At 52.3% G+C, this 22,161-nt stretch carries 13 protein-coding genes and 1 pseudogene; 11 read left to right on the forward strand and 3 right to left on the reverse strand.

Features of this window, described 5'->3' with window-relative positions; all coding sequences use genetic code 11:
- Positions 1–99: 99 nt before the first annotated feature.
- Positions 100–1,152, reverse strand: coding sequence for a PRC-barrel domain containing protein (locus H5P27_RS18080; protein WP_185661831.1), 1,053 nt, complete (start codon positions 1,150–1,152; stop codon positions 100–102).
- Positions 1,153–1,383: 231 nt separating this feature from the next.
- Here H5P27_RS18080 and H5P27_RS18085 point away from each other — a divergent pair.
- Positions 1,384–1,623 (forward strand): annotated as a pseudogene (locus tag H5P27_RS18085) (alpha-L-fucosidase); the annotation flags it as partial.
- Between the two features lie 82 nt (positions 1,624–1,705).
- Here the strand turns inward: H5P27_RS18085 and H5P27_RS19660 are convergent.
- Positions 1,706–4,519 carry a rhamnogalacturonan acetylesterase gene (locus H5P27_RS19660; protein ID WP_221774783.1) on the reverse strand — a complete coding sequence of 938 codons (2,814 nt, stop codon included), beginning with the start codon at positions 4,517–4,519 and terminating at the stop codon, positions 1,706–1,708.
- Positions 4,520–4,720: 201 nt separating this feature from the next.
- On the opposite strand from H5P27_RS19660, the gene H5P27_RS18100 reads away from it, so the two are divergent.
- Positions 4,721–6,070 (forward strand): TolB-like translocation protein, encoded by a 1,350-nt coding sequence (locus H5P27_RS18100; RefSeq protein ID WP_221774784.1) that lies wholly within the window; start codon positions 4,721–4,723, stop codon positions 6,068–6,070.
- Positions 6,071–6,121: 51 nt separating this feature from the next.
- Here the strand turns inward: H5P27_RS18100 and H5P27_RS18105 are convergent, their stop codons facing one another.
- Complete coding sequence (locus tag H5P27_RS18105; protein ID WP_185661832.1) at positions 6,122–7,285, reverse strand: glycosyltransferase family protein; 1,164 nt, start codon at positions 7,283–7,285, stop codon at positions 6,122–6,124.
- 208 nt (positions 7,286–7,493) lie between these two features.
- Here H5P27_RS18105 and H5P27_RS18110 point away from each other — a divergent pair, with 208 nt between their 5' ends.
- From H5P27_RS18110 to H5P27_RS18150, 9 genes are all read left to right on the forward strand, one after another.
- A complete protein-coding gene (locus H5P27_RS18110; RefSeq protein WP_185661833.1) occupies positions 7,494–8,048 on the forward strand; it encodes a sugar O-acetyltransferase in 555 nt (184 codons plus the stop codon).
- A gap of 91 nt (positions 8,049–8,139) precedes the next feature.
- On the forward strand, positions 8,140–8,949 hold the full coding sequence (locus tag H5P27_RS20145) for a 4'-phosphopantetheinyl transferase superfamily protein (RefSeq protein ID WP_185661834.1): 810 nt from the start codon (positions 8,140–8,142) through the stop codon (positions 8,947–8,949).
- A 73-nt stretch (positions 8,950–9,022) separates the two neighbouring features.
- Entirely contained in the window at positions 9,023–10,174 is a 1,152-nt protein-coding gene (locus H5P27_RS18120; protein ID WP_185661835.1) for a HupE/UreJ family protein, read from the forward strand.
- A 13-nt stretch (positions 10,175–10,187) separates the two neighbouring features.
- A complete protein-coding gene (locus H5P27_RS18125; RefSeq protein ID WP_185661836.1) occupies positions 10,188–10,445 on the forward strand; it encodes an acyl carrier protein in 258 nt (85 codons plus the stop codon).
- Positions 10,442–11,533 (forward strand): ornithine cyclodeaminase family protein, encoded by a 1,092-nt coding sequence (locus tag H5P27_RS18130; RefSeq protein WP_185661837.1) that lies wholly within the window; start codon positions 10,442–10,444, stop codon positions 11,531–11,533. The genes H5P27_RS18125 and H5P27_RS18130 overlap by 4 nt, the downstream gene beginning before the upstream one ends.
- Positions 11,517–12,662: an acyl-CoA dehydrogenase family protein gene (locus H5P27_RS18135; RefSeq protein WP_185661838.1), complete on the forward strand. Its 1,146-nt coding sequence runs from the start codon at positions 11,517–11,519 to the stop codon at positions 12,660–12,662. The genes H5P27_RS18130 and H5P27_RS18135 overlap by 17 nt, the downstream gene beginning before the upstream one ends.
- A 7-nt stretch (positions 12,663–12,669) precedes the next feature.
- Positions 12,670–14,256, forward strand: a complete 1,587-nt coding sequence (locus tag H5P27_RS18140; RefSeq protein WP_185661839.1) for an amino acid adenylation domain-containing protein — start codon at positions 12,670–12,672, stop codon at positions 14,254–14,256.
- Positions 14,237–18,448, forward strand: a complete 4,212-nt coding sequence (locus tag H5P27_RS18145) for a non-ribosomal peptide synthetase (RefSeq protein ID WP_185661840.1) — start codon at positions 14,237–14,239, stop codon at positions 18,446–18,448. Before H5P27_RS18140 ends, H5P27_RS18145 begins: the two co-directional genes overlap by 20 nt.
- Positions 18,445–22,155, forward strand: coding sequence for a class I SAM-dependent methyltransferase (locus tag H5P27_RS18150; protein ID WP_185661841.1), 3,711 nt, complete (start codon positions 18,445–18,447; stop codon positions 22,153–22,155). Before H5P27_RS18145 ends, H5P27_RS18150 begins: the two co-directional genes overlap by 4 nt.
- Positions 22,156–22,161: the final 6 nt, after the last annotated feature.

Here is a 22,161-nt window from a genome sequence, read left to right on the forward strand (position 1 = left end):
ATCCAGTGTATACGTTAAAACTGTATGCAAAAACACTCCCCTCGTCAGAGGGGAGCGTTCCTAGAAAGAAATTTTTCTACGTTTCCGATTAGCCTATTTTTAGTAAGCACTCGCCACAGTGACTTCACTCGAAATCACGATATATCCTTTATCAAAGGCGGTACTCCAATCTTCAGAGACTGACGGCGTATCGAAACTAGCTAGTTCTTCCACCGCAAAAAGAGTGAGATATCCGTCTTCTTCTACGTCGCTTTCCAAAGAGATCACAGGCACTGCAATTTCACGGTCGGCTTCGCCAATTTCGATGTCCTTATCGAGGTTGCCTAGGATAGCATACACTGAAGAGGAGTTCGGCGCGATGACTAGACGGTCGATCTTACCAATCTTTCGTCCTTCCGTATCCTTCACCTTCGATCCAATCAGCTTACTGCCGAGAGCTTCAGTTTCTCGGAGATAATCATCCTTCAACTCAAATGCCTTACTGCTTTCCGCGGCTACTTTACCTTCAGCTGCCTTCAGCTCAGCGTGCTGCATCGAGAGCAAAGAAGAGCCTGCAAAGAGTCCTGGATTGTCCACTACGAGGTGACTGATTTCGCCAGACTTCAGGTCAACTACGACATCTTCCACTTCTCCCAGTTCAGTATTCTCACCTTCGACTACAGCGACGCCCATCCATGAATCGATCTCTACGCGATTAGATGAAGTGAAGGACTTTGGGAAATCCTGAAGATTCTGCTCACCGTGCTGCTTGTGGGCCATTTGTCCCTGGTCAGCCATTGCCATGTCGTGCTTTGACATTGCACTTTCAGCTTCATCGCCAGCTTTGTTCGCCTTTTTCTTCATCTCTTCGCTCCAGTTATCTTCAGAGGCCGATTCGTTGAGCTTAGGGCTACCTTCTGAACTCTCCATAGAGTACTGTCCCTCTTCCGGCATACTGCCGTCCGCACTAGAAACATCGCTTCCGGAATAAGATTCCTTGGGGGAAGTTTCCGCCTGAGCCATGGACTCCTGCTTCTCGGTCGCATCAGACTTGTGGTCATGCGCCTGCAACGAGAGCGGGATCATGACCGTGAGAGCCAAGGCAGCCGCAGTGGTGTTCTTTATGAAATTCGAAGAGTTTATCTGAGTCTTGGTGTTTTTGTGTAGTTTCATTTTAATTACGTGGGTTGGTATTAACGAATTTAGGTTCGCCTTACCATTTGCCATTCGCGTGCCAACCTCCTAAACCCAACCTACTCCAAAACATTACTCATTCTTAATCTGATACTTACAAAATTTAATTTTATCTTCGGAACTTAATTCAAACCCCTAAACTATAGTATGGTATCGCAAAACGCTGACACGTAGTTGCACATTGAATGACCGTTTCGGGATACGCGTTACACGACAAAAGGATCCACAATCTACGCAACGATCCTGGGACGCCCCGAAACGGATTCGGTTTTGCTTGAGTCTTTCGCGGCCAATCAGCTTCCCTCTCCTATCGAAATTGAATCGATCCGCCTCTTGGAATCGGACTTGCCCGTGGAATGGTCCATCGGCGAACAAGGTCTTTCTCTGAGCGCAGACCGGAGCAAGACAGACCCCATGGCAGTCACCTTCAAAATCGAAACGAAACAGTAATCCGTTTCCAAAAAACACTTCACAAAAAAGGCCCGTCTCGCGACGGGCCTTTTTGCTATGAATCGAGGGTCAAGCGATTCCGCTAGTTCCCCAAAGGAGCTATGTCGCTGCTGAATGGACTCGCCGCCATGTCGAACGTATCCACATCATCAGGACTCGCAGGGTCGAATCCCGCAAAATCATCTACAATCAATTCAGCCAAGGGCAGCTTGGACTTGCTGACCTGTTCAATAACACACTTGGCCAGCTCGTACGCGCCGTAGTTGTTGTGGTGAGTAATATCCTTTCCATCGTTGCTAAAGGCCTTGGGCGAATCTTCCTCTCCAAGGGCTTCGTAGAGTTTTACGCTCATGGGCTGCAGATCGATCAAAGTGACTTTTGCCTTCTTCGCGACTTCTCGCATGGCTTTCGGGTAGTCGCCCAAACTGCTTTTGATCTTTCCCTTCTTGTCGAAGATACGGCGTTCCATGGACGTTACAAGCACCGGAGTTGCACCCCGAAGACGTGCTTCCTCGATCAATACATTCAAGTACGCCTTGTAAGTTGAATCAGCTTCCACGTAGGTCTGCGGCCACTGCTTCTTCTGATCGTTATGGGTGAACTGCACGAAGAGATAGTCTCCTTCTTTCATTGCTTCCAAAACCTTAGCGAGGCGGAGACCCGTGATGAAGGACTTCATGGTCTCGCCAGACTCGGCGTGATTGGATACAGCGATTTCGTCTCTTAAAAAGCGGGGCAGCATTTGGCCCCAGCTAGCAGCTGGCTCATAAGGTTGATCGGTCACGGTAGAATCGCCGATGAGGTAAACCGTGGGCACATCGACCTTTTCGATCTTTAGCGAGCGTACTTTCGGATTAGTGCCGTTGAATTCTATCGTCAGCTTATCATCCCAATGAAGCTTTCCGATCTCACGATCGTTGAGCACCACTTCAGTGCCACCGGGGGCGAACTTCTCCGGCGGGATCAAGTTAGAGTCACGCGTATTGGCGATTACGCTACGAGTAACAAACTCCCCTGCCTTGGTTTCTACCTTTTCGAGAAGCAGTCGGCGGGATTCAACCTTAACTGTATTTTCCGACGCTTCTTCGTCGTCACCAAATTCCATAGTTAGGCGGTAATTCCCATCCATAGCCGAAACTGAGAAATAGAAAACGCCCTCATCTGAGTCCGGCTCGATACCAAGATCAAAGCCATAGCCGCTCTCGGCGTCGTAAACATCATCGGGTGAAACTTGAATTGCTCCTTCCACCGCCTCTTCTCCAAAAGAGAAAGTCACTGGCTTACCGTATCCAATATTCACTGTCATAAATTCTTCCAAGGGGTTAGATTCCAATGCTCTGAGTCCTTCCGCCACACACTCGGCATTTAGGATAGCGCCCTCCAGGCTAGTGTGCGTATGAGCGTCTCCAAAAAGCGGATCGACGGCCTTCTTGCCAAGGGCATCGTACTTGTCGGCTACGATGGAGTTGAGATCGATAAAACCAACGCCCTCTTCTTCCGCCACTTGCTTGGCCCAGCCGGCATAGCTATCGGGGCTCCGGCGAATCTTGCCGTCTTCGGTCCATTTCTTGCGAGGCACGAGCGAGCAAACCAACGGAGTGACACCGGCTTCTTTAGCGGTCTCAATGTATTGACGCAAATACCAGCCGTATGTGTGCACGACCTCGTGCTTGCCGGTCAGCATGTTATCGATTTCTTCCGTCTCTTCACCGACCCCTTTAATCGTGCCGCGAGCACGCTTAGCGTCGTTAAGAGCGATATCATCGTTATGTCCGAACTGCATGATTAGGAAATCGCCGGGCTTCATCATTGTCTTGACGCGAGCCCAGTAAGGACCGGTGAAAAAAGTACGGCTGCTCAAACCTCCTACCGCTCGGTTTACAACATTGATCTCGGTGTCGTCGAAGTGACGGTCCAAGAACGCTCCCCAACCCCATTGGCCGTTGGATCCATCGCCACGTCCATTGCGGACCGTGGAATCGCCAATCAAGAATACAGTCGGCTTTTCGCCATCGGCAGTGATTGGCAGAGTCAGCCAAGAGAGAGGATCAGCTTCGACTTCTTCACCCTTGGCCGAAAGCCAACCATCGACAGGGCTGGGACGCAGTCCTTTGAGACCAGCGACCACCGTTTCAGCGTTGATCATAGCCCCTTCAGGCCCGGTGTGCACGTAGTCCTTGGGGAAATACTTGTCGAGCGCCTCCTTGGTCCCGAGCGGCTCGTAGAAGTCGACCACCGGGTTGGTTATATCGATAAACGGCACGTCGAGCTCCTTTGCGAGACGGTAGGTCCAGTAGCCATACTGGCCAGAGCCACGCTCCAGACGTCCGTCCTTCCAGAGGTTGCGTGAAGTCAAAGAGAGAAAAACAGGCGTCGCTCCTTTTGATCGCACGTCTGCCACCATCTTCCGCATGTAGTGGCCGTAAGTATACACGACCTCATGTTTGCCCGTTACCGCGTTGTCGATTTCGACACTCTCGTCACCGAGCCCGGGAATGCTGCCGCGAGCGCGGAGCGGGCGTGTAGATCCTTCGGGTTCGCGGTTAACTGCGCCGCTGTCGTTGTGCCCGAACTGGATAATCACTACGTCGCCCGGATCGACTTCGAGCAGCAGACGGCCCCAGTGCCCTTCGGTGATAAAGGTACGACTGCTGCGGCCACCACGGGCTTTGTTTTCAACAACCACCTTGGTTTCATCGAAAAACTCAGCGAATGGCGTGGCCCAACCCATGCGGTCAGTGCCGTCGCCGGGAGCTGCCGTCGAGTCTCCAGCCACGAAGATATGCGGCAAGCGAGGCTCGGAGTCATCCTCTTGGGTAAAGGCGATGTAATGGAATAGCGAAACGAGCAAGAGACTCGCAACGCGTAGGGAGAGCGTAAGCGTCTTTCGGGACATAGGCCCGCCATTAAGCCCGAATCTTCTGCTCCTGTCCACGCGACAAAATCCCGACAGTCAGAAACCTACAGACAAGCCGGCCACGAAAGCGGCCACTTATCCCAACTATAGACTACGATCGTAGGAAAAACTCGGACTGTCCGCGTTCAGGCGAACACAGACCCTTTGACCTGACCCAAGAAACGAGCAGCCTCTGCTGCCGTGAATGTGAAGATACCCTTTTTATCCCTTCTAGTCGCGGGTGCTGCCTTACTCTCAACTCAGGCCCTATCCGCATCCCCTATCGGGACCCGACTCCCTTCCGAAAAGAAGGTCATCTCGGACCCAGTCACCGGCGTCGAACTCGCCTTCCTAACCAGCAAGCAAGCGGGAGATTCCAAGATCTACCAAACCCATCCACAATGGACAGCGGATGGAAAATGGCTGATCTTCCGCTCTGATCGTATTGCTGGCGAAGCCCTCGCCGTGAACGAGGAAACAGGCGACATAGTACAAGTAACCGAAGGCGGCTACTTCGGCATGCTGACCATCGCCCAAAAGGCTATGAAGCTCTACGTCATGCGAGATCCGGCCTCACCGGCTGACGCCCAGCCTCGCTACGGCAGTAACGACGCCGACAAGGCGATCGTGGAAATCGACCTTGAGTCCCTCTTCGCCGATAGTGCAGCTGGGACTCTAAAAGACCAATCCGCCTACCAACGCACCGTGGGCATGGTCGACGCTTCCATGGGAGCCGGAGGAGACATGACCATCGATGCCAATGACGACTTGATCTACTTCCGCATTGGACGCGAGGAAGCGGCCAAATACATTCCCGAGGGGACTGAAATCTTCGAAAACTACGGCCCTCGCAACATGGGTGCGGGTCCAACCGGAATCGCCAGCATGGATATCGAAACCGGCGAAATCGAAATCGTCGCCGCCCTACCTTTCCAATTGGGACATATCCAAAGCAACCCTTGGAAATCACGCGAAATCGTAGCTTGCTGGGAAACCGGTGGCAAATCTCCGCAGCGTACTTGGGTGGTAACCGTGGGCGAAGAGCCACGCATTCTTTACCCTGAGGCCGACTACGAGTGGGTCACCCACGAAGCCATCATCACCAAGGACGAGGTCGCGATCGCTATCATGGGCCACCGAGCTCCCGGAACCGTCGACGATTGGGGCCCCTCCGCCACTCGCGAGAAGCCAACCGGACTGGGCATCGTAAACCTTCGCACCGGAGAAATGCGCATCGCTGGCCAAACCCGCAGCGGCAGCGGCCTCTGGCACGTATCCGGTTCACCTGACGGACGCTGGGCAGTTGGGGACGACTTTAGCAGGAGCCTTTACCTGATCGATCGCACCACGGACGAAATGATGCTACTCACCACCGGGCACAAGCCAACAGCTCGTGACCACGTGCATCCGACTTTCAGCCGCGACGGCACCAAGATCCAGATCCAGTCCGCCATGCTATCGGAAGACGATCGCTCCATGAATATCTGCGTAGTCTATCTCCCAGATTCGCTTCTGAACAAGGACTACAGCGGAGTCTTGAGAAAAGACTAGCATCACATTTTCTCCCTCCCATGGCTCGGCCGGAAGGTCGGGCCTTTTTTGTTAGCTGATGCCAACCGCTTCCGCGATGGCATCCCGCAGGGCGATTGCTCGCTTGCCGATCGTGTGCTCTGCCTCCGTGAACACCTTGCCGGCAGCCGCCCGCCGCAAAAGATCCGCCTCATCGGCTAAACCTGCCTTGGCCTTTTCTACCAACTCGGAAGAGCTCCGATAACTGAGAGCAACCTCATCGAACCCCGGAAGCGAATCGAAATAGTTGCTGCCGGTAGTGAGCGGCACTGCTCCATTTAGCATGGAAGAGAAGACGCGGTCGTGACTCCCGCTGGCAAAGAAATCCGACACGTTCAGGGCGAGCTTGCTTCGCTGCAGAAGATTCAAGCTCTCGTCGAAATCCACCGGCCCGTGTAGCCGATGTGTCGTGAATCCAGCGAACTCCCAGCCGTTGCCAAAAAGATCTACCGCTACGCCCGCGTCATCCAAGGCTCTCAAATCGGCCAAGCGACGCTCCGCCCTCAGGTAACGATCCACTTCAACCATGGAGCTTAGAAAGAGCTCGCGGCTGGGCTTTAAGCCCAAGGTTTCAAAACACTTCGTTACGACATCCAGCAACGGCAAGCCGTAGCTACTGAGCCCAATTTCCGCTGCCGCCTCAAGCAGTTGGCGCTCTTCCTCGCTTTTGCTGGCCCACGATTCGCGTTGGGTCTTTGGATCAACCCCTGACCCGCTAAATACAATATCCAGATCACGCTCCGCCGGAGTTGGGCTTCGAGCCAGACACCCGCCATGCGGCAAGAAGACCGTACTGGGTGGCGATGGAAACGCCGCCTGGAAAAAGGCGAGGTGGTCGTCGTCGACAACGCCGACCACCTTGAACTTCTCGGCACCTCGCTCCAGCCGCTCCATGTGCCAAACGGGATGATCCATTAGCCAAGATACATGAGGAAAGGCACCGATATCGTATATCGATTTCCCATCGATCGCGAACTCGCCCACCCCATTAATTCCCAACGCGAAAAGCGGCTTCTCACCACTTAAGGCCTTGATCACTTCTTGATCGCTTTGAGGATTCGAATCCCCCAGAGACACAATATCGACCTTGTGCCCAAGCTCTCGATACGCTTCGGCAATATCGTCGATGAACCGGTGCATGACACCGTATTGGGAATCGCCTTTGTAGAGGATGATCTTGTGATCCGTGAGAGCCATTTCAAAACGCTAGGCCAAGGATGGACTTCCGCAAGTGGGAACGGAAATAGAATTAATCGACTAAACGGAACCCAAATTGTATATTGATTCCGGATACGTACCCGCCCCACCCGATCATAGTCAGCCTCAAACCACATTCTTCTGCAAGCGGTCAAGCGGAACAAATCCACCCTTTCCTTTACCCAAATTTCTCTCAAGCATCCAATTCATGCCGACAGAAAAAGAGAAGATGCTAGCCGGGGAACTTTATCGGGCCATGGACCCGGAATTGAGCAAGGACCGACTTACCGCCCGCAAAGCAATCCACAGCTACAATGCAACCGAGCCTGAGCAATTCGCCGAGCGGGCCGCCCTTCTCAAATCGTTACTCGGCTCCTGCCACAAGACGTCCTTCATCGAACCTCCCTTCCGCTGCGACTACGGCTACAACATCCACCTCGGCAAAGCCTTCTACGCTAACTTCGGCTGCGTCATGCTGGACGTGAACCGCATCGAGATAGGCGACTACGTAAAGTTCGGACCCAACGTGCAGATCTACACCGCCACCCACCCCATCGATCCCGAAGAACGCGCTCGCTTCGACGAGTTCGCGAAACCTATTAAAATCGGAAGCAAAGTCTGGATCGGAGGTGGATCGATTGTTTTGCCGGGCGTGGAAATCGGAGAAGGAACCACCATCGGCGCCGGTAGCGTGGTAACTCGCTCCATACCGTCACGCGTCGTCGCTGCAGGGAATCCCTGCCGCGTGATCAGGGAAATCTGACCCATTTTTGCAGGCAGGAGTAGTCCAACACGCCTATTGACGTATCTACTAGAAATGATACGTACTGCTAATACCCTATCGGGTCTACGCTGTGCCAAGATCGATCACCAACTCACCATCCGACCTGTCCTCAGGTCAAAGGCCTCTGAAAACAGATTTTCAGATAAGTGAATCGACCTTTCCAAATTCGGATAACCAGTGGATAGTCCGCCCCGGTGAAGCCCACCTTTGGAGTGCGGATCTTGACGTTCCCATTGAACCAAAACTGTCCGCAACCGAAGAACAAAAGGCCCGTCGTTTCCGGACCCCACAGTTGCAGTCCCGCTACCGAGCCGCTCGCACTATCACGCGTCTGATCCTGTCTCGCTACCTTGGCATTCTCCCCGAGCAGTTGGAATTTGCCTTCTCGCCTCTCGGAAAACCGGAGCTAGCCTCCCTCGCACCTGCAGAAAACAGCCGAATCCATTTCAACCTGTCCCACTCAGGATCCAGCTATCTGCTCGGCGTTCGTTTAGACAGCCCCATCGGGGTGGACATCGAGGATCGCCGCAGCATAAACGGGCGAGACGAATTGGTCGAAAGGTTTTTCCACCCCACCGAGTTACAGGAGTTCCAGAGCTTGCCCGAAGAGCTGAAAGACGAAGCGTTTCTGTTAGCGTGGACTCGCAAGGAAGCGGTCTTGAAAGCGACTGGCGAAGGCTTGAGCGCTCACCTAGATTCGTTACAAGTTACTCTCGATCCCGACAAAGATTGCCAACTTCGCTCTATAGATCCGAAATGGGGTGACGTTAATGAATGGCACCTCTCCTCGCCTCCAATCACTCCCGAATCTATCTGTGCCATAGCGAGCCACCAACCAATAAAAACGGTAAAAGCCCGCTATTTTTTTGAGTCCACTTAGACGTTTTCGAACGTAAACTAGTCGTACCGGCCTTCAGCCCCCTGATTGCTGTTCCCCTTAATCCACCTAATACATGATCCAACGCTACTTTGCCCTAGCGTGCCTTGCCGCATGCACCTGCCTACCCGCCAAGCTATTTGCTCACGCGACTGGCGAAACCTACCTCTTCCTTGAATTTCTGGAGAGCTCGATAAGAGGAAGGGTTGAAATCAAGCTCGACGACCTGAACGAAAAGCTCGGAGTCGACGCCATGCAGAACGGAAAGGCGAGCGAGAAAATCATCGTCGATACCGCTCCGCAAATCACCGACTATATAAAGGAAAACCTCTCCATAGCTCCGCGAGGTGGCGAGCCCTACCCTCTTAATTTTCACACCACCAAACTGTTCGATGCGGAAGGCGGTTGGGCTCAATACGAGTTTAATATCCCCGCCGATCCAGTCCCTCCCTACTTGGACCTGAAGCTAACGATGCTCTACGATGGCGACACCATGCATCGCGATATCGTTGTAACGGAAAAGGGCGTTTGGCCTAGCGAGGACTACGAGATGAACATCTCGATGGTTTTCAGCCGCAACAACAGCGAGCAAATCCTAGACGTATTCAATCCTCCTTCTGTGCAACGGGCTCGGGACATGATCTGGCAAGGGATCCTGCACATCTGGATCGGGATCGATCACATCCTGTTTTTAGTGGCGCTCGCCCTGCCGATCGTCTTGGTCAAAAAGGAAAACAAGTGGCAGCCCGCCCAAGGTTTGAAAAAGACCTTAGTATCTCTTCTCAAAATAGTGACCGTATTCACGGTAGCGCACAGTATCACCTTGGCACTCGCCAGTCTCGGTTTCGTACAGCTCCCCTCGCGCTTGGTCGAATCAATCATCGCCCTCTCCATCGTGCTGGTGGCAGTTAATAATCTACTGGGTCGCGCCGCAAAGGTGTCGCTCACTATTACCTTCCTGCTCGGCCTCTTCCACGGGCTCGGCTTCGCGAGCGTAATGGCGGACCTACCTTTCCGCGTGTCCGAGCTAACGCCATTTCTAAAAATCATCATCGCCTTCAATGTAGGTGTAGAAATCGGGCAGCTCGCCATACTCCTGGTTCTCTTTCCGGTCATTTACGTCCTGCGGACCAGCAGCGTCTACCTTCCAGTAGCGCTCAAGGGAGGATCCTGCGCCCTCATTCTGATAGCGGGCTACTGGTTTATCGAACGAGCCTTCGCTCTCTAATCGCCAATCCAGCATGACTAGCGAAGATATTCTCGTCCGTATCCACAAGATACTGACTATTGACTTGGATTTAGCGGAGGGCGAGGAAATCGCCCCCGATACCAACTTAATAGCGGAAGGGTTCTTGGACTCCATAAACGCCATGCGGCTAGTGAGTAAAATCGAGTCGGAATTCGATACCAAGATTCCACCGCGCGATCTAGTCCCCGCTAACTTCCTTTCGGAGCAGGCCATGGCGGACTACCTCGCCCGCACTCTTACCCCATCATGAGAACCACCCGAATCCTATCCTGCGAAGATATCGGCGAAATTGTTGGTAGCGTCGGCATCGATGCTTTGCTTGATCGACTCATAGCTCGTTTGGAAACTGCCTTCAAGGAACTCGACTCGCAAAACGCGGTGATCCCACCTCGAACCGGTATACACTACCAGAATCCGGATTTGGGGTTACTGGAATGGATGCCTGCCTCCATAGGAAAAGGTTTGGCCTCCCTAAAAGTCGTAGGCTACCACCCGACCAACCCGGGCAAACGCAACCTACCAACGATCTTATCCAGTATCGGCCTTTTCGATACAACGACTGGTCACCTAAAATGCCTCGTCGACGGAACCTTCGCAACAGCTCTTCGGACCGGAGCCATGACTGCGATTGCGAGCAAATACATGGTTGAACCAAAAAACGGGATCGTGCTCGGAATCGTTGGCTCGGGAGCCCAAGCGGTTACCCAAATCCATGCCCTTTCTAGAGTCTTCGACATCGATCGCGTTCTCGCATGCGACATCGATCGATCGGCCGCCGATTCGCTTCAAGAGCGAATCCAGTTCACCGGTCTCAAAGTCGAAGTGGTTGAGTTGGAAGGATTGAAGCCGCTCCTTGAGAGCAGCGACATTCTCTGTACCTGTACTTCCGCCGATCCAGGATCAGGCCCGCTTTTCAACGATTTTTCGAATCGACCGAACCTGCACATTAACGCCGTCGGTTCGGATTTTCCGAACAAGATAGAACTCCCCATCTCACTCCTGAAACGCAGTTTCGTCTGCCCCGACTTCAAGCTTCAGGCTCAAGCCGAGGGAGAATGTCAGCAGCTACTTGAGCAAGAAATTGATACCGAGCTGAGCGCTTTGCTCAATTCAGCCGATCTTCAAAACAAAGCCAAAGACCGATTAAGCGTATTCGATTCGACAGGACACGCCTACGCGGACTACGTGACAGCGTCCCTTTTTGAACAACTAGCCCAAGAGCTAGGGCTAGGACAGGAGCTTCAATTGGAAAGCATCCCCCAAGACCCTCGCGACCCCTACTCCTTTTTAGGGAAAGCCCTTTCCGCGGAGCGCACTCTTCATGAACTTCGAAATTAGCCCCCAACAAAAGGAGGTCCGCGAAGAAGCCATCGAAATCGGTTCGCGGCTTTTCGCTGATCTCCCTCCAAGATCGGACTCCGCTTCACACTTCGACGAAAGCGGCTGGAAGAAATTGTGCGACAGCGGTTTCGCTCACGGATTCATTCCCAAAGATCACGGCGGACGGGGCTGGGATACTCAGACGAAAGCCATCGCCCTTGAGGCCTTCGGCTTCGCTTGCGAGGATAATGGATTGGCACTGGGGTTCTCTGCTTTGGTCTGCACGATCTTGCCGCCTCTCATTACCTTTGGTAGCCAAGAGCAGATTTCAAAGTATCTGCCGCGGCTTTTGTCGGGAGAAACAATTGCCGCAGACTGCATTACAGAACCGCATGCGGGCTCAGACGCGATGGCCATGGAGAGCTTCGCTCAACGGAACGAATCGGGCTATCTGCTGAATGGAGAAAAAGCCTACATCGGCTTCGCCCCTGTCGCCGATCTCCTACTGGTCTACGCCAAGACTGATCCAAACGCAGGACCTTGGGGTTTGTCCGCCTTCCTCGTGGACTGCCCAAATCCAGGTATTCACAAATCGGATAACATCGAAAAGCTCGGCCTACGAACTCTGCCGATGGGAGATTTGACCTTTACCGACTGCCAGATTTCCGAATCGGCTCGCCTCGGCGAAGAAGGCACGGGGCTCAGCTTGTTCAACGAATCGATGGAATGGGAGCGTGCCCTTATCCTCGCCTCTCAGGTGGGAGTACTTGCCCGTCAATTGGAAGATACAGTGGAGTTCTCCAAAAAACGGAAACAGTTCAAGAAGCCGATATCCCAATTTCAAAGCGTATCCAACCGAATCGCGGACATGCGTCTGAGACTGGAAAACTGCAAGCTGCACTTGTACCGATCTGCCTGGCTGATCGATCAAGGAAAGTCCATCGCTGCTGAGGCAGCTATGACCAAACTTACAATCTCCGAAGCCTTTCTAGCTTCTAGCACGGATGCGATGCGTATCCACGGGGCTGTTGGATATTTAAGCGGATCGGCTACCGAGAGAAATCTGCGAGATTCAGTCGGCGGGGTTCTTTACGCAGGTACTTCGGATATACAGCGCAACCTTATCGCCCGCCTCACCGGGATCTAGGATCTACATGCTGCAAACCTGCTTACATCAGTCGATCGAGCGCAATGCTCTAGAGCGTCCCGACAGCATCGCTTTCCGCTGCCGCGGAGATTTGCTTACCTACGCCCAGCTCTACACCGCTGCCTGCCAACTAGCCAATACCTTGCTAGAGCAAGGACTTTCGCCATTGGATCGTGTCGGCATCCACATGAATAAATCCCTCGAATTGCCGGTAGCTATTTACGGGATCTTGCTAGCTGGGGGCGTTTACGTGCCCATCGATGCCTCAGCCCCCCTTAACCGGATCGAATTCATAATTCAGGACTGCGGAATCCATTTCTTGGTTACCAACAAGGAAAAGCGGAGAACAATCGCATCGCTCGAGCAGAATCAAAAGCTCCCGTTAAGAACGGTAATCGGTATCCAACGCGACGATACCATCCATCGGACCTATGTAGACTGGTGCTCCATTTACGACTCCGTTTCGGCGCCACCGGAGAATAAGGCAAAGGAGGATGACCTTGCCTACATCATGTATACTTCTGGGTCGACTGGCCTGCCCAAAGGTTTGATGCATACCCATCGCAGCGGTCTGGCCTACGCTCGGCACTCAGCGGACTTATACCAAGTGGTTCCCGAAGATATTCTGGGGAATCATGCTCCGATCCATTTCGACATTTCGACATTCGAGCTTCTAACCGGTCCTTTCGTCGGAGCGACGACAGTTTTAATTCCCGAGGAGGAATTGATGTTTCCTGCCAGCCTGGCCCGTCTCATCGAACGCGAGCGGCTCACCTTTTGGTACTCGGTTCCGTTGGCTCTGACCCAGCTCGTACTTCGTGGAGAATGGGAAGGCCTCGACCTGAGTTCGCTCCGCTGGGTACTCTTCGGCGGAGAACCCTTCCCTCCTAAATACCTCAGTATGCTGATGGATCGCCTGCCTGGAGCAAGGTTCTGTAATGTGTACGGGCCGGCAGAAGTGAACCAATGCAGCTACTACCATGTCCCCGACAAGGAGAGTCTCTCCGATGAGCCAGTACCCATCGGCCATATTTGGGACGCCGCCCACCACTTGCTGCTGGATGACGAAAATCATCTGATCGAAAAGGAAGGTACCGGCGAGCTGCTGATAAGCGCCTCGACAATGATGCAAGGGTACTGGGGACGATCAGACCTTAACGAGAAAGCATTTTTTCACGAAGAACCCGTATCCGGTTTCAAGCGACGCTACTATCGAACCGGCGACCTCATGCAGAGGGACCAGAACGGGATACTCCATTTTCTAGGCAGAAAGGACCGGCAGATTAAGCTGCGAGGCTACCGTATCGAACTCGACGAAATCGAAGCTGCCTTTACGCAGCAACTGCAGGTCGAAGAAGCGGCAGCGATCGTCGTAGAAGATCCGCAGGGCGAAAAAACAATCGTAGCTTACTACAAGCCATCGATTGGATCGAGCATCGACTCAAAGGAGCTTCTTAGTACTGCTAGAAAAAACCTACCAAGCTATGCTGTTCCCTCGCGTATTCTTAGCTTAGATACGTTTCCTCGTACAGGATCCGGAAAAATTGACCGAATTAAACTCGCCGAACTAGACAATGAACGAACCGTCTCCTAACGGCAACAAGCCACTTAGTTCAATAAAGGCCGGTTCCGGACTGACCCATTCCCAGATTCAGATCTGGACAGGGCAACAGGTTCATCCTCAAAGCCCGTTCTGCAATATGGCTTTCGCCTATGTGATCGACGGCAAGGTCGATGAGCAACGCTTTCAACGGGCGTGGAATCAGGTCATCGAGATGAATCCGGTTCTTCGATCTTCGATCCGCCTCGATTTCGGCTCTCCCAAACGGGAGGGGTTGGATACGCAAGCCTGCGCCACCCAACTCTTCGATTTTTCAGATCAGGCAGATCCAGAGGCAGCCTTCTACGAACTGGCTAAGCAGCAGTCCGCCACGCTGATGAAAATGGACGGGCCGCTCATCGAATCCAAGCTAGTGAAGCTGGCCGTAAATAGATACGGTTGGTTCCTGAACCAACATCATCTGATTACCGATGCCTCTTCGACCATAGGGCTCTTCAAAGCGATTTCGTCGGCCTACTCCGCCGATCAAAAGGCCGAGACTTCAGCCCCCAAAAAACAGTATTTTGAAATAGCCGCCGAAAACGAAGCATCAGCGAGAGATACAGACTATTGGCTCAAAAAGGCGGAGCAGTTCCCGATCCGCAACAACCCAATATACGGACGGGAATCCGATCAAAATGTAACGTCCAGTGAGCGTATCCAAATAAATCTCACCGAAGAGCAATCCAAGGCCATAAGAGACCTGTCTGCTCACGAGTCCTTTGCCGCGTTTTTTCCAGACATATCGATTTACGCGGTCTTCTCAACGCTCCTCGCCGCCCTGCTGAATCGTGTTTCCTCCCAAGATAGAGTGTCCTTCGACTCGCCTGCCGGGAACCGCCCGAACCGAGCCTCAAAGAAATCGTTAGGATGTTTCATCGAAATGTTCCCATTGGACCTTGAGTTAGCAGACGAAGAAACCTTCGCCTCTCTCGGTGCCAAGGCCTTGGCAGAAATCCAAGATTTTCTCAGCAACTCGGGACCGGGACTTAGCGCCCCTAGCGGAGCAACCACAAGCAACGCGGTTTTGAATTACTTTCCGCAATCATTCGGCAACTTCGCCGACTTACCCGTAAAGGCAAACTGGATACACTCTGGACACATCGACGGTGTCTACGACTTGAAGCTCCAAGTCCACGACTACAATGGAACCGGAGCATTCGTTATTCAATTCGACCTTAGCGATACAACTTTCTCTCAGTACGATAGGCGAAGGATCCCTGCCCACTTCATGGCCTTGCTCGCAGCGGCAACCAAGGCTCCCGATACGCAAATCGATCAGGTCGATATATTGACAAGCGAAGAACGCGAGCGAACCCTGGTGGAGTTCAACAACTGTTCTTCTCCTACTCGAAGCGGAGCCTCAACGGTCATCGATCTTATTGCGGAACACGTTGCTACTTCTCCGGATTCTACGGCCCTAAGAGAGGGTTCGAGATCCATGACTTACGGCGAACTCTGGCAAGCATCGGAAGTCGCCGCGAAAGGCATCCAAGCGAAGGTAGACGCCAGCAATGATTGCGTAGCCATTCTACTGCCACGCTCGCTCGAACTGGTTGTCGCAATACTAGGCTGTCTTCGAGCCGGTCAGGCCTATGCCCCCATTGATCCCAAATACCCGGCCAATCGGATTGAACGGATCATCCAAGACTCGGATACGCAATTAGTCATCGCGGAGGACCAGAAGCGAATTTCCGGAACAGCTACCCTATCTTGCGAAACGCTGCAGAGCTTGCAGATAGCGGGTAAATCAATTTCGAGCGAATTGCCTAAAATAGGCCTCAAAGACCTCGCCTACGTCATTTACACCTCCGGTTCCACTGGACAGCCAAAGGGGGTTGAGATTGAGCACGAGGGTCTGCTGGACTACATTCAATGGGCGGAGCGCGAATACGTCAGAGGCGAAAAGTTGGTCTACCCGCTTTTCACTTCGCTCGCTTTCGACCTCACCGTAACAAGCCTCTTCCTACCCTTCGTCACCGGTGGAAGCCTCGTTGTGTACCCACAACTTAATGACGCGGTGGATCACGGAGTTATTGACGTGATAAACGACAACGCGGTCGACTTCATAAAGCTGACCCCATCCCACCTCTCACTACTGAGAAACCTAGACCTTTCCCAATCAAAGATCCGCCGACTTGTTCTGGGTGGAGAGGATTTGAAACAGAGTCTCGCGGACGAAGTATGTAAACAGTTTCCACAAGCGGTCGAACTTTACAACGAATACGGTCCGACCGAAGCCGTTGTTGGTTGCATGATACATCGCCATGAAATCGGTCACGAGGGCTTAAGCGTCCCAATTGGTCGCCCGGCCGACGGAGTTTCAATCCATCTGTTAAATAGTGCTGGCACGCCTGTTCCAGAGGGAACTCCTGGAGAGATCTTCATTGAACGGATTGGTTTAGCTCGAGGCTATCGCAACGATCCGGAAAAGACGGCCTCGTCCTTTTTGGAGAGTTCGATCACCCAGGGTAGACGGACCTATAAAACAGGGGATCTGGCGAGGTTTTCACAGCGTGGCGAACTCTCCTACCTCGGCAGAATCGATAGCCAGATCAAACGCTCGGGCTTCAGAATCGAGTTGGGCGAAATCGAATCAGCCATAGCGAGCCATCCTGAAATACGTTCGGCATATGTGACCCTAACAAAGCCAAACGCGGGTGTCACCGTTAACAAGGACGCAGCCCATTGCGTCCGCTGCGGCATCTCCTCCCAGTACCCTTCCATCGTCTTCAACGAGCAGGGAGTTTGCAGTGTTTGCAGTTCCTACGATTCCATCAAAGACGAGGCTCAAGCCTACTTCAAAAAGCCGGAGGAACTTAGGGAGCTCTTCGAATCAAGGCGTACTGAGAAAAACTCAGGCTACGACTGCATGGTCTTTTTCAGCGGCGGAAAGGACAGTGCCTACGCCTTGTGCCAACTGGTGGATATGGGGCTAAGGGTATACGCCTTCACCTTGGACAATGGATACCTGTCCGAGCAGGCCATGGACAATATTCGTCGCGTGACCGAAGCCCTAGGAGTCGAGCACGAGTTCGCCCAGACCGAGTCCATGAACGAGATTTTCCGCGACAGCCTGACTCGTTTCTCAAATGTCTGCAACGGCTGCTTTAAGACAATTTACACACTTGGCATCAACCGAGCCCATGAGCTTGGTATTCCAACTATAGTGACCGGACTTTCCCGCGGCCAATTCTTCGAAACACGATTGACCGAAAATCTTTTTGTGGGCGGACGATTCAACCCGGAACAAGTCGATCTCGCCGTACTGGAGGCCCGCAAAAACTATCACCGTACCCAAGATGCGGTTACGCGTTGTTTGGACAATAGCTTGTTCGAAACTGACGACATTTTTGAAGAAATCATATTCGTCGACTTCTACCGCTACTGGAGTGCACCGTTGGAGGAGATCTACCGCTACCTCTCAAAACGTGTCCCTTGGATCAAGCCATCCGATACTGGGCGTTCAACTAACTGCCGCGTGAACGATGTAGGGATCTACATCCACAACAAGGAGCGTGGCTTTCACAACTACGCCCTGCCCTACAGTTGGGACGTGCGTTTGGACCAAAAACGTCGCGACGAAGCGAAAGAGGAATTGGAAGACCACTTCGACACCGAAGAGGTCAAAACAATGCTGAGCGAAATCGGGTATGACGAAAACCGATTGGAAGCGGCAGAAGGAAAAGAACAGCTCGTCGCCTACTATGTATCCCCCGATCCGATACCACCTTCTGAGCTAATATCGACTGTTGATAAATACCTGCCACCACAGCTTCGGCCTAACTACTTTGTACAAGTCCCAAGCATGCCATTGACTACCAATGGTAAGATCGACGTCGCCGCTTTGCCCGCAATTGACCCGGAGAGTTCTGCTTCCAGCAAAGAACGCCTCCAACCAACAGGAGAAGTCGAAGAGCATGTATTCGAAGTTTGGGCAACCCATCTCGGAACGCGTCAATTCGGGGTAGACGACAGCTTTTTCCAAATTGGCGGCGTTTCGCTGGCAGCCATGGAAATAACGCTTCAACTCTGCAACGATTTCCAAATAGACCTTCCTCTGCAGAGCATCTTCCAATTTCCCACTGTCGCTCAATTGAGCGAGAAAATCGAAGAGATCATCTTCAGTGAAATCGAGGGTATGGACCCGGAAGAAGTCGACAAGCTTCTTCAATCTGAGCAATGAGCGCGGAGCAAAATGCAAAACCATCCGGGAGGGATTTGAGCGAAGCGAAGCGCTTGCTGCTGCAACGTCGACTAAAGCGTAAACTCGCTCCCCAGGCAGATTCCAACAGTCTGGGAAAGAGGCCCGCTGATGCACCCAAGCTCGCATCAATCGGCCAAAGTCGCATCTGGCTTCTCGATCGTCTAGATTCGGGCTCTGCATCGAACAACATTACGAGCAGCTTCCGCATTCACTCGGGATTGAATGTAGAAGCTCTGGCCAAAGCCCTGGAAAAGGTCGTCTCGCGTCACGAGATCCTGTCCTCAGGCTACGAAATGCTAGAAGGTCAGCTAACGCAGGTACCGGCAAGGAATGACCACAAGAAGCTGGAGACTTTTGTTTGCGATTCCCCAGATTCCTCAATGCAGAAGGCCCAAGCCTTTGGGCAACTCCCGATCGACATCGAAAAGGGTCCCCTTTATCGAGTCGGCCTGTTTCCCGAACCCGGTGGCACATTCGTACTGATTCTTACTGTACACGATATCGCCTTCGACAAATGGTCGCTGCTCGTATTCTGGAAAGAGGTAGAAGCGGCCTATACTCACCTAGCGAAAGGGGGACCATTGAATCTAGAGGAACCTTCGTACCAATTTTCCGACTTCGCGCATTGGCAGAGGAAGTGGTTCACCAAAGAAAGAGAAAGCAAGCAAGCAGACTATTGGAGAGCTAAGCTCCAAGACCCACCTGCGCCCATCTCGCTCCCAACGGACCACCCCTACCCAGCCACCCTCACTACAGCAGGAAGCCTTGAGTACGGGAGAATCGACTCAAAAACCGCTTCCAACATCAAGAAGCTGGCCAACGAGAACAATGCATCCACATTCACCGTTCTCATACTCGCATTCTCCCTTCTCCTGTCGAAGTATTCGCAAAACGATGACATACTGGTTTCCACACCCGTAGCCAATCGAAGAAAAAAGGAAACCGCCAAACTGATTGGTTTCTTTCTCAACACATTGGTTATCCGTTCAAATTTTGCGGGAAACCCTATTTTTTTGCAGGCTCTTTCCGAAGCGAAGCAAACGATTGCCGAAGCCTTGGAACACCAGGATCTTCCAACGGACAAAATCGTAGAGCTGCTGAAACCCAAGCGCGTACAAGGCAGGCATCCGCTTTTCCAGACCATGTTCGTCTTCCAAAGGGAAGACGAAGGAACGCCCAAGCTTTCGTTGCCGGGTTGCGAGATCGAGCCGATCTTTATCGAAACGAAAACGTCAAAATTCGACATAAGCCTTTTCGTTTCAGAGCAGGATGACGGGTTCAAGACAGTAGTCGAATACCGCACAGAGCTCTTCGAAGCCGCCACGATCAAACGGTTTCTGAAGCATTACGAAACCTTGCTTCAGGGCATCGCAGCCAGCCCAAACCTGCCGGTGGCAGATCTTCCGTATTTGAGCGAAAAAGACGTAGAGGAACTGCAAACGCTTGAGCAGGGGCCGGCCTTAGAACTGACAAACCGCAGCACCGTGCTAGATTTTTTCGCCGGTCGCGAAAATTCCAATACAATTGCCTTGGAGGGAAACGGTACGAGTTACTCGTACGCACAGCTCCACACCCTATCCAATCGTGTGGCTGCGTCGTTGCTCGAAAAAGGCGTTACCCGAGGCGATTCCGTAGCCCTTTTCCTGGAACGCTCACCGGAAGCGATCGTCGCGATCTACGGCATTCTTAAAGCGAAATGCAGGTACACTTCCATCGATGTCGATTACCCGCCCAAACGTGTTGAGCAGCTCTTCGAAGATGCAGCTCCCGCACTGATAATTTGTGCGGAGAGTTCTTCTTCAAAAATCCCGGCAAATAAACTCACCTCCCTTCGAATAGAAGAATTGCTCGCCAATTCGGATCAGGCCCCAGCAGACGGGAAGCTAACTGCCCCTTCTCTTGAAGACTTTGCCTACACAATTTTCACCTCGGGCTCCACCGGTAAGCCCAAAGGGGTCAGCGTCACGCATGGCAATTTGATCTCCTCGACTCAAGCCCGCCTGCAGTATTACGATTCTCTACCAAAGCGCTTCATTCTCATTCCAAGCCTCTCCTTCGATAGTTCGGTAGCGAGTCTGTTTTGGACATTCGCAGCAGGAGCTACACTGGTCGTTCCCACCTTTGAGCAGATACGAGACCCAGAGTTGTTGAGCACCTTCATTGCTGAAAATAGGGTCGACTCCCTTCTAGCAGTTCCCTCGTTGGTGGAACAGCTGGTTCGCTGGAATGCGGATAGATTGACCTGCCTGAAGAATATTATCGTAGCTGGCGAAGCTTGTAGCGAAAAGCTCGTCAAGGAAGTTCAAGCCAAGCTCCCACATTCGTCACTATTTAATGAATACGGTCCAACTGAAGCTACAGTTTGGGCCACCGTGCATTCATTCCTAAGAGAAAATACGCTCGAAGCAGTTCCCATCGGGAAGCCGATACCTGGCACAACAATCAGGATCGTGGATTCCGGAAGAAAACGCATACCCAAAGGATTCGTAGGCGAAATATGTATCGCTGGCCCAGGAGTCACGCTCGGGTACGACAATTCAACTGAGTTAACTCAGGAAAAGTTCTTCGAAGATGAAAACCAACAAAGGTTTTACGCGACTGGAGACCTAGGCAGTTGGAACGCTGCGGGCGAAATCGTCTACCACGGTCGGACGGACGAACAGGTTAAGATCAACGGCTATCGTATCGAAATAGGTGAAATTGAAAATGCGCTTAGAAATATCGAGGGTGTAAAAGAAGCCTCGGTACTCGCTACTCCAAGCCACTTGTCACCAGAGCTGGATACACGACCCCTGGAAGAACTTATCGCCCAAACTGAAGAACAAGACTTAGCCGAAGCGATAAAAGAGGTTTGTGCGACTGGACGCCAGCCTGCTCGAACGTCGAAAAACAACCGGAGATTAAAAAGAGAAAAGCTCGAAATAGAACTTAATTTCCAATCTGAGCAATTCATCGCTCCGCCACGCAAGGCCCAGCGTGATTGGCTCATCGCTCAAGCAATTAACGAAATAGCAGACGACCTTGAGCATCTCGACAAAACCACTCCTCAATTCGTGCCGGGCAAGGATCACAAACTAGACCGCGACCTTCTCGATATCACGAAAGCTGATCTGGAAAGCGATAGCATCATGGAGGATTGGCAGACTCCGATAATGAAGCAAATGGCTGCCTACGCGACTGAATCACATGGAGACATTCTAGAAATCGGGTTCGGGCTCGGCGTATCTGCTAGTTTTATACAAGATAACAAGGTATCGAGCCACACAGTAGTCGAAATGAATGGTCCCTGCATTGAAAACCATTTCAAGCCTTGGAAATCCCAATACCCGATTTCCGACATTCGACTTCACCATTCTCGCTGGCAGGATATTCTTCCAAAACTCGGTCTATTCGATGGGATTCTGTTTCATGCCTTTCCGATGAACGAGGAAGAATTCGTCGAATACGTTCTCAATAGCGTAACCTTTGCAGAACACGCCTTCGAACCTATGGCTGCCCACCTGAAAAAGGGTGGAGTCTTCACTTATCTTACGACAGAAATCGATTCGATTAGCCGACGCCATCAAAGGGCGTTGCTCAAACATTTTAGCGAGGTCACCTACCGGCCCATTTCGCTGAACGTGCCTTACGACACCATCGACACTTGGTGGGCTCAATCCATGATCGCGATCAAAGCGACCAAATAGACCCCG

This window comes from Pelagicoccus albus (assembly GCF_014230145.1).
Classification (GTDB): Bacteria; Verrucomicrobiota; Verrucomicrobiia; order Opitutales; family Opitutaceae; genus Pelagicoccus; species Pelagicoccus albus.

Bases quoted from the DNA above. Each gene is read 5' to 3' on its own strand.
- H5P27_RS18125 (WP_185661836.1), top strand. From the start codon at position 10,188: ATGACTAGCGAAGATATTCTCGTCCGTATCCACAAGATACTGACTATT.
- H5P27_RS18105 (WP_185661832.1), bottom strand. From the start codon at position 7,285: ATGGCTCTCACGGATCACAAGATCATCCTCTACAAAGGCGATTCCCAA.
- H5P27_RS19660 (WP_221774783.1), bottom strand. From the start codon at position 4,519: ATGTCCCGAAAGACGCTTACGCTCTCCCTACGCGTTGCGAGTCTCTTG.
- H5P27_RS18130 (WP_185661837.1), top strand. From the start codon at position 10,442: ATGAGAACCACCCGAATCCTATCCTGCGAAGATATCGGCGAAATTGTT.
- H5P27_RS18110 (WP_185661833.1), top strand. From the start codon at position 7,494: ATGCCGACAGAAAAAGAGAAGATGCTAGCCGGGGAACTTTATCGGGCC.
- H5P27_RS18120 (WP_185661835.1), top strand. From the start codon at position 9,023: ATGATCCAACGCTACTTTGCCCTAGCGTGCCTTGCCGCATGCACCTGC.
- H5P27_RS18145 (WP_185661840.1), top strand. From the start codon at position 14,237: ATGAACGAACCGTCTCCTAACGGCAACAAGCCACTTAGTTCAATAAAG.
- H5P27_RS18135 (WP_185661838.1), top strand. From the start codon at position 11,517: ATGAACTTCGAAATTAGCCCCCAACAAAAGGAGGTCCGCGAAGAAGCC.
- H5P27_RS18140 (WP_185661839.1), top strand. From the start codon at position 12,670: ATGCTGCAAACCTGCTTACATCAGTCGATCGAGCGCAATGCTCTAGAG.
- H5P27_RS18150 (WP_185661841.1), top strand. From the start codon at position 18,445: ATGAGCGCGGAGCAAAATGCAAAACCATCCGGGAGGGATTTGAGCGAA.
- H5P27_RS18080 (WP_185661831.1), bottom strand. From the start codon at position 1,152: ATGAAACTACACAAAAACACCAAGACTCAGATAAACTCTTCGAATTTC.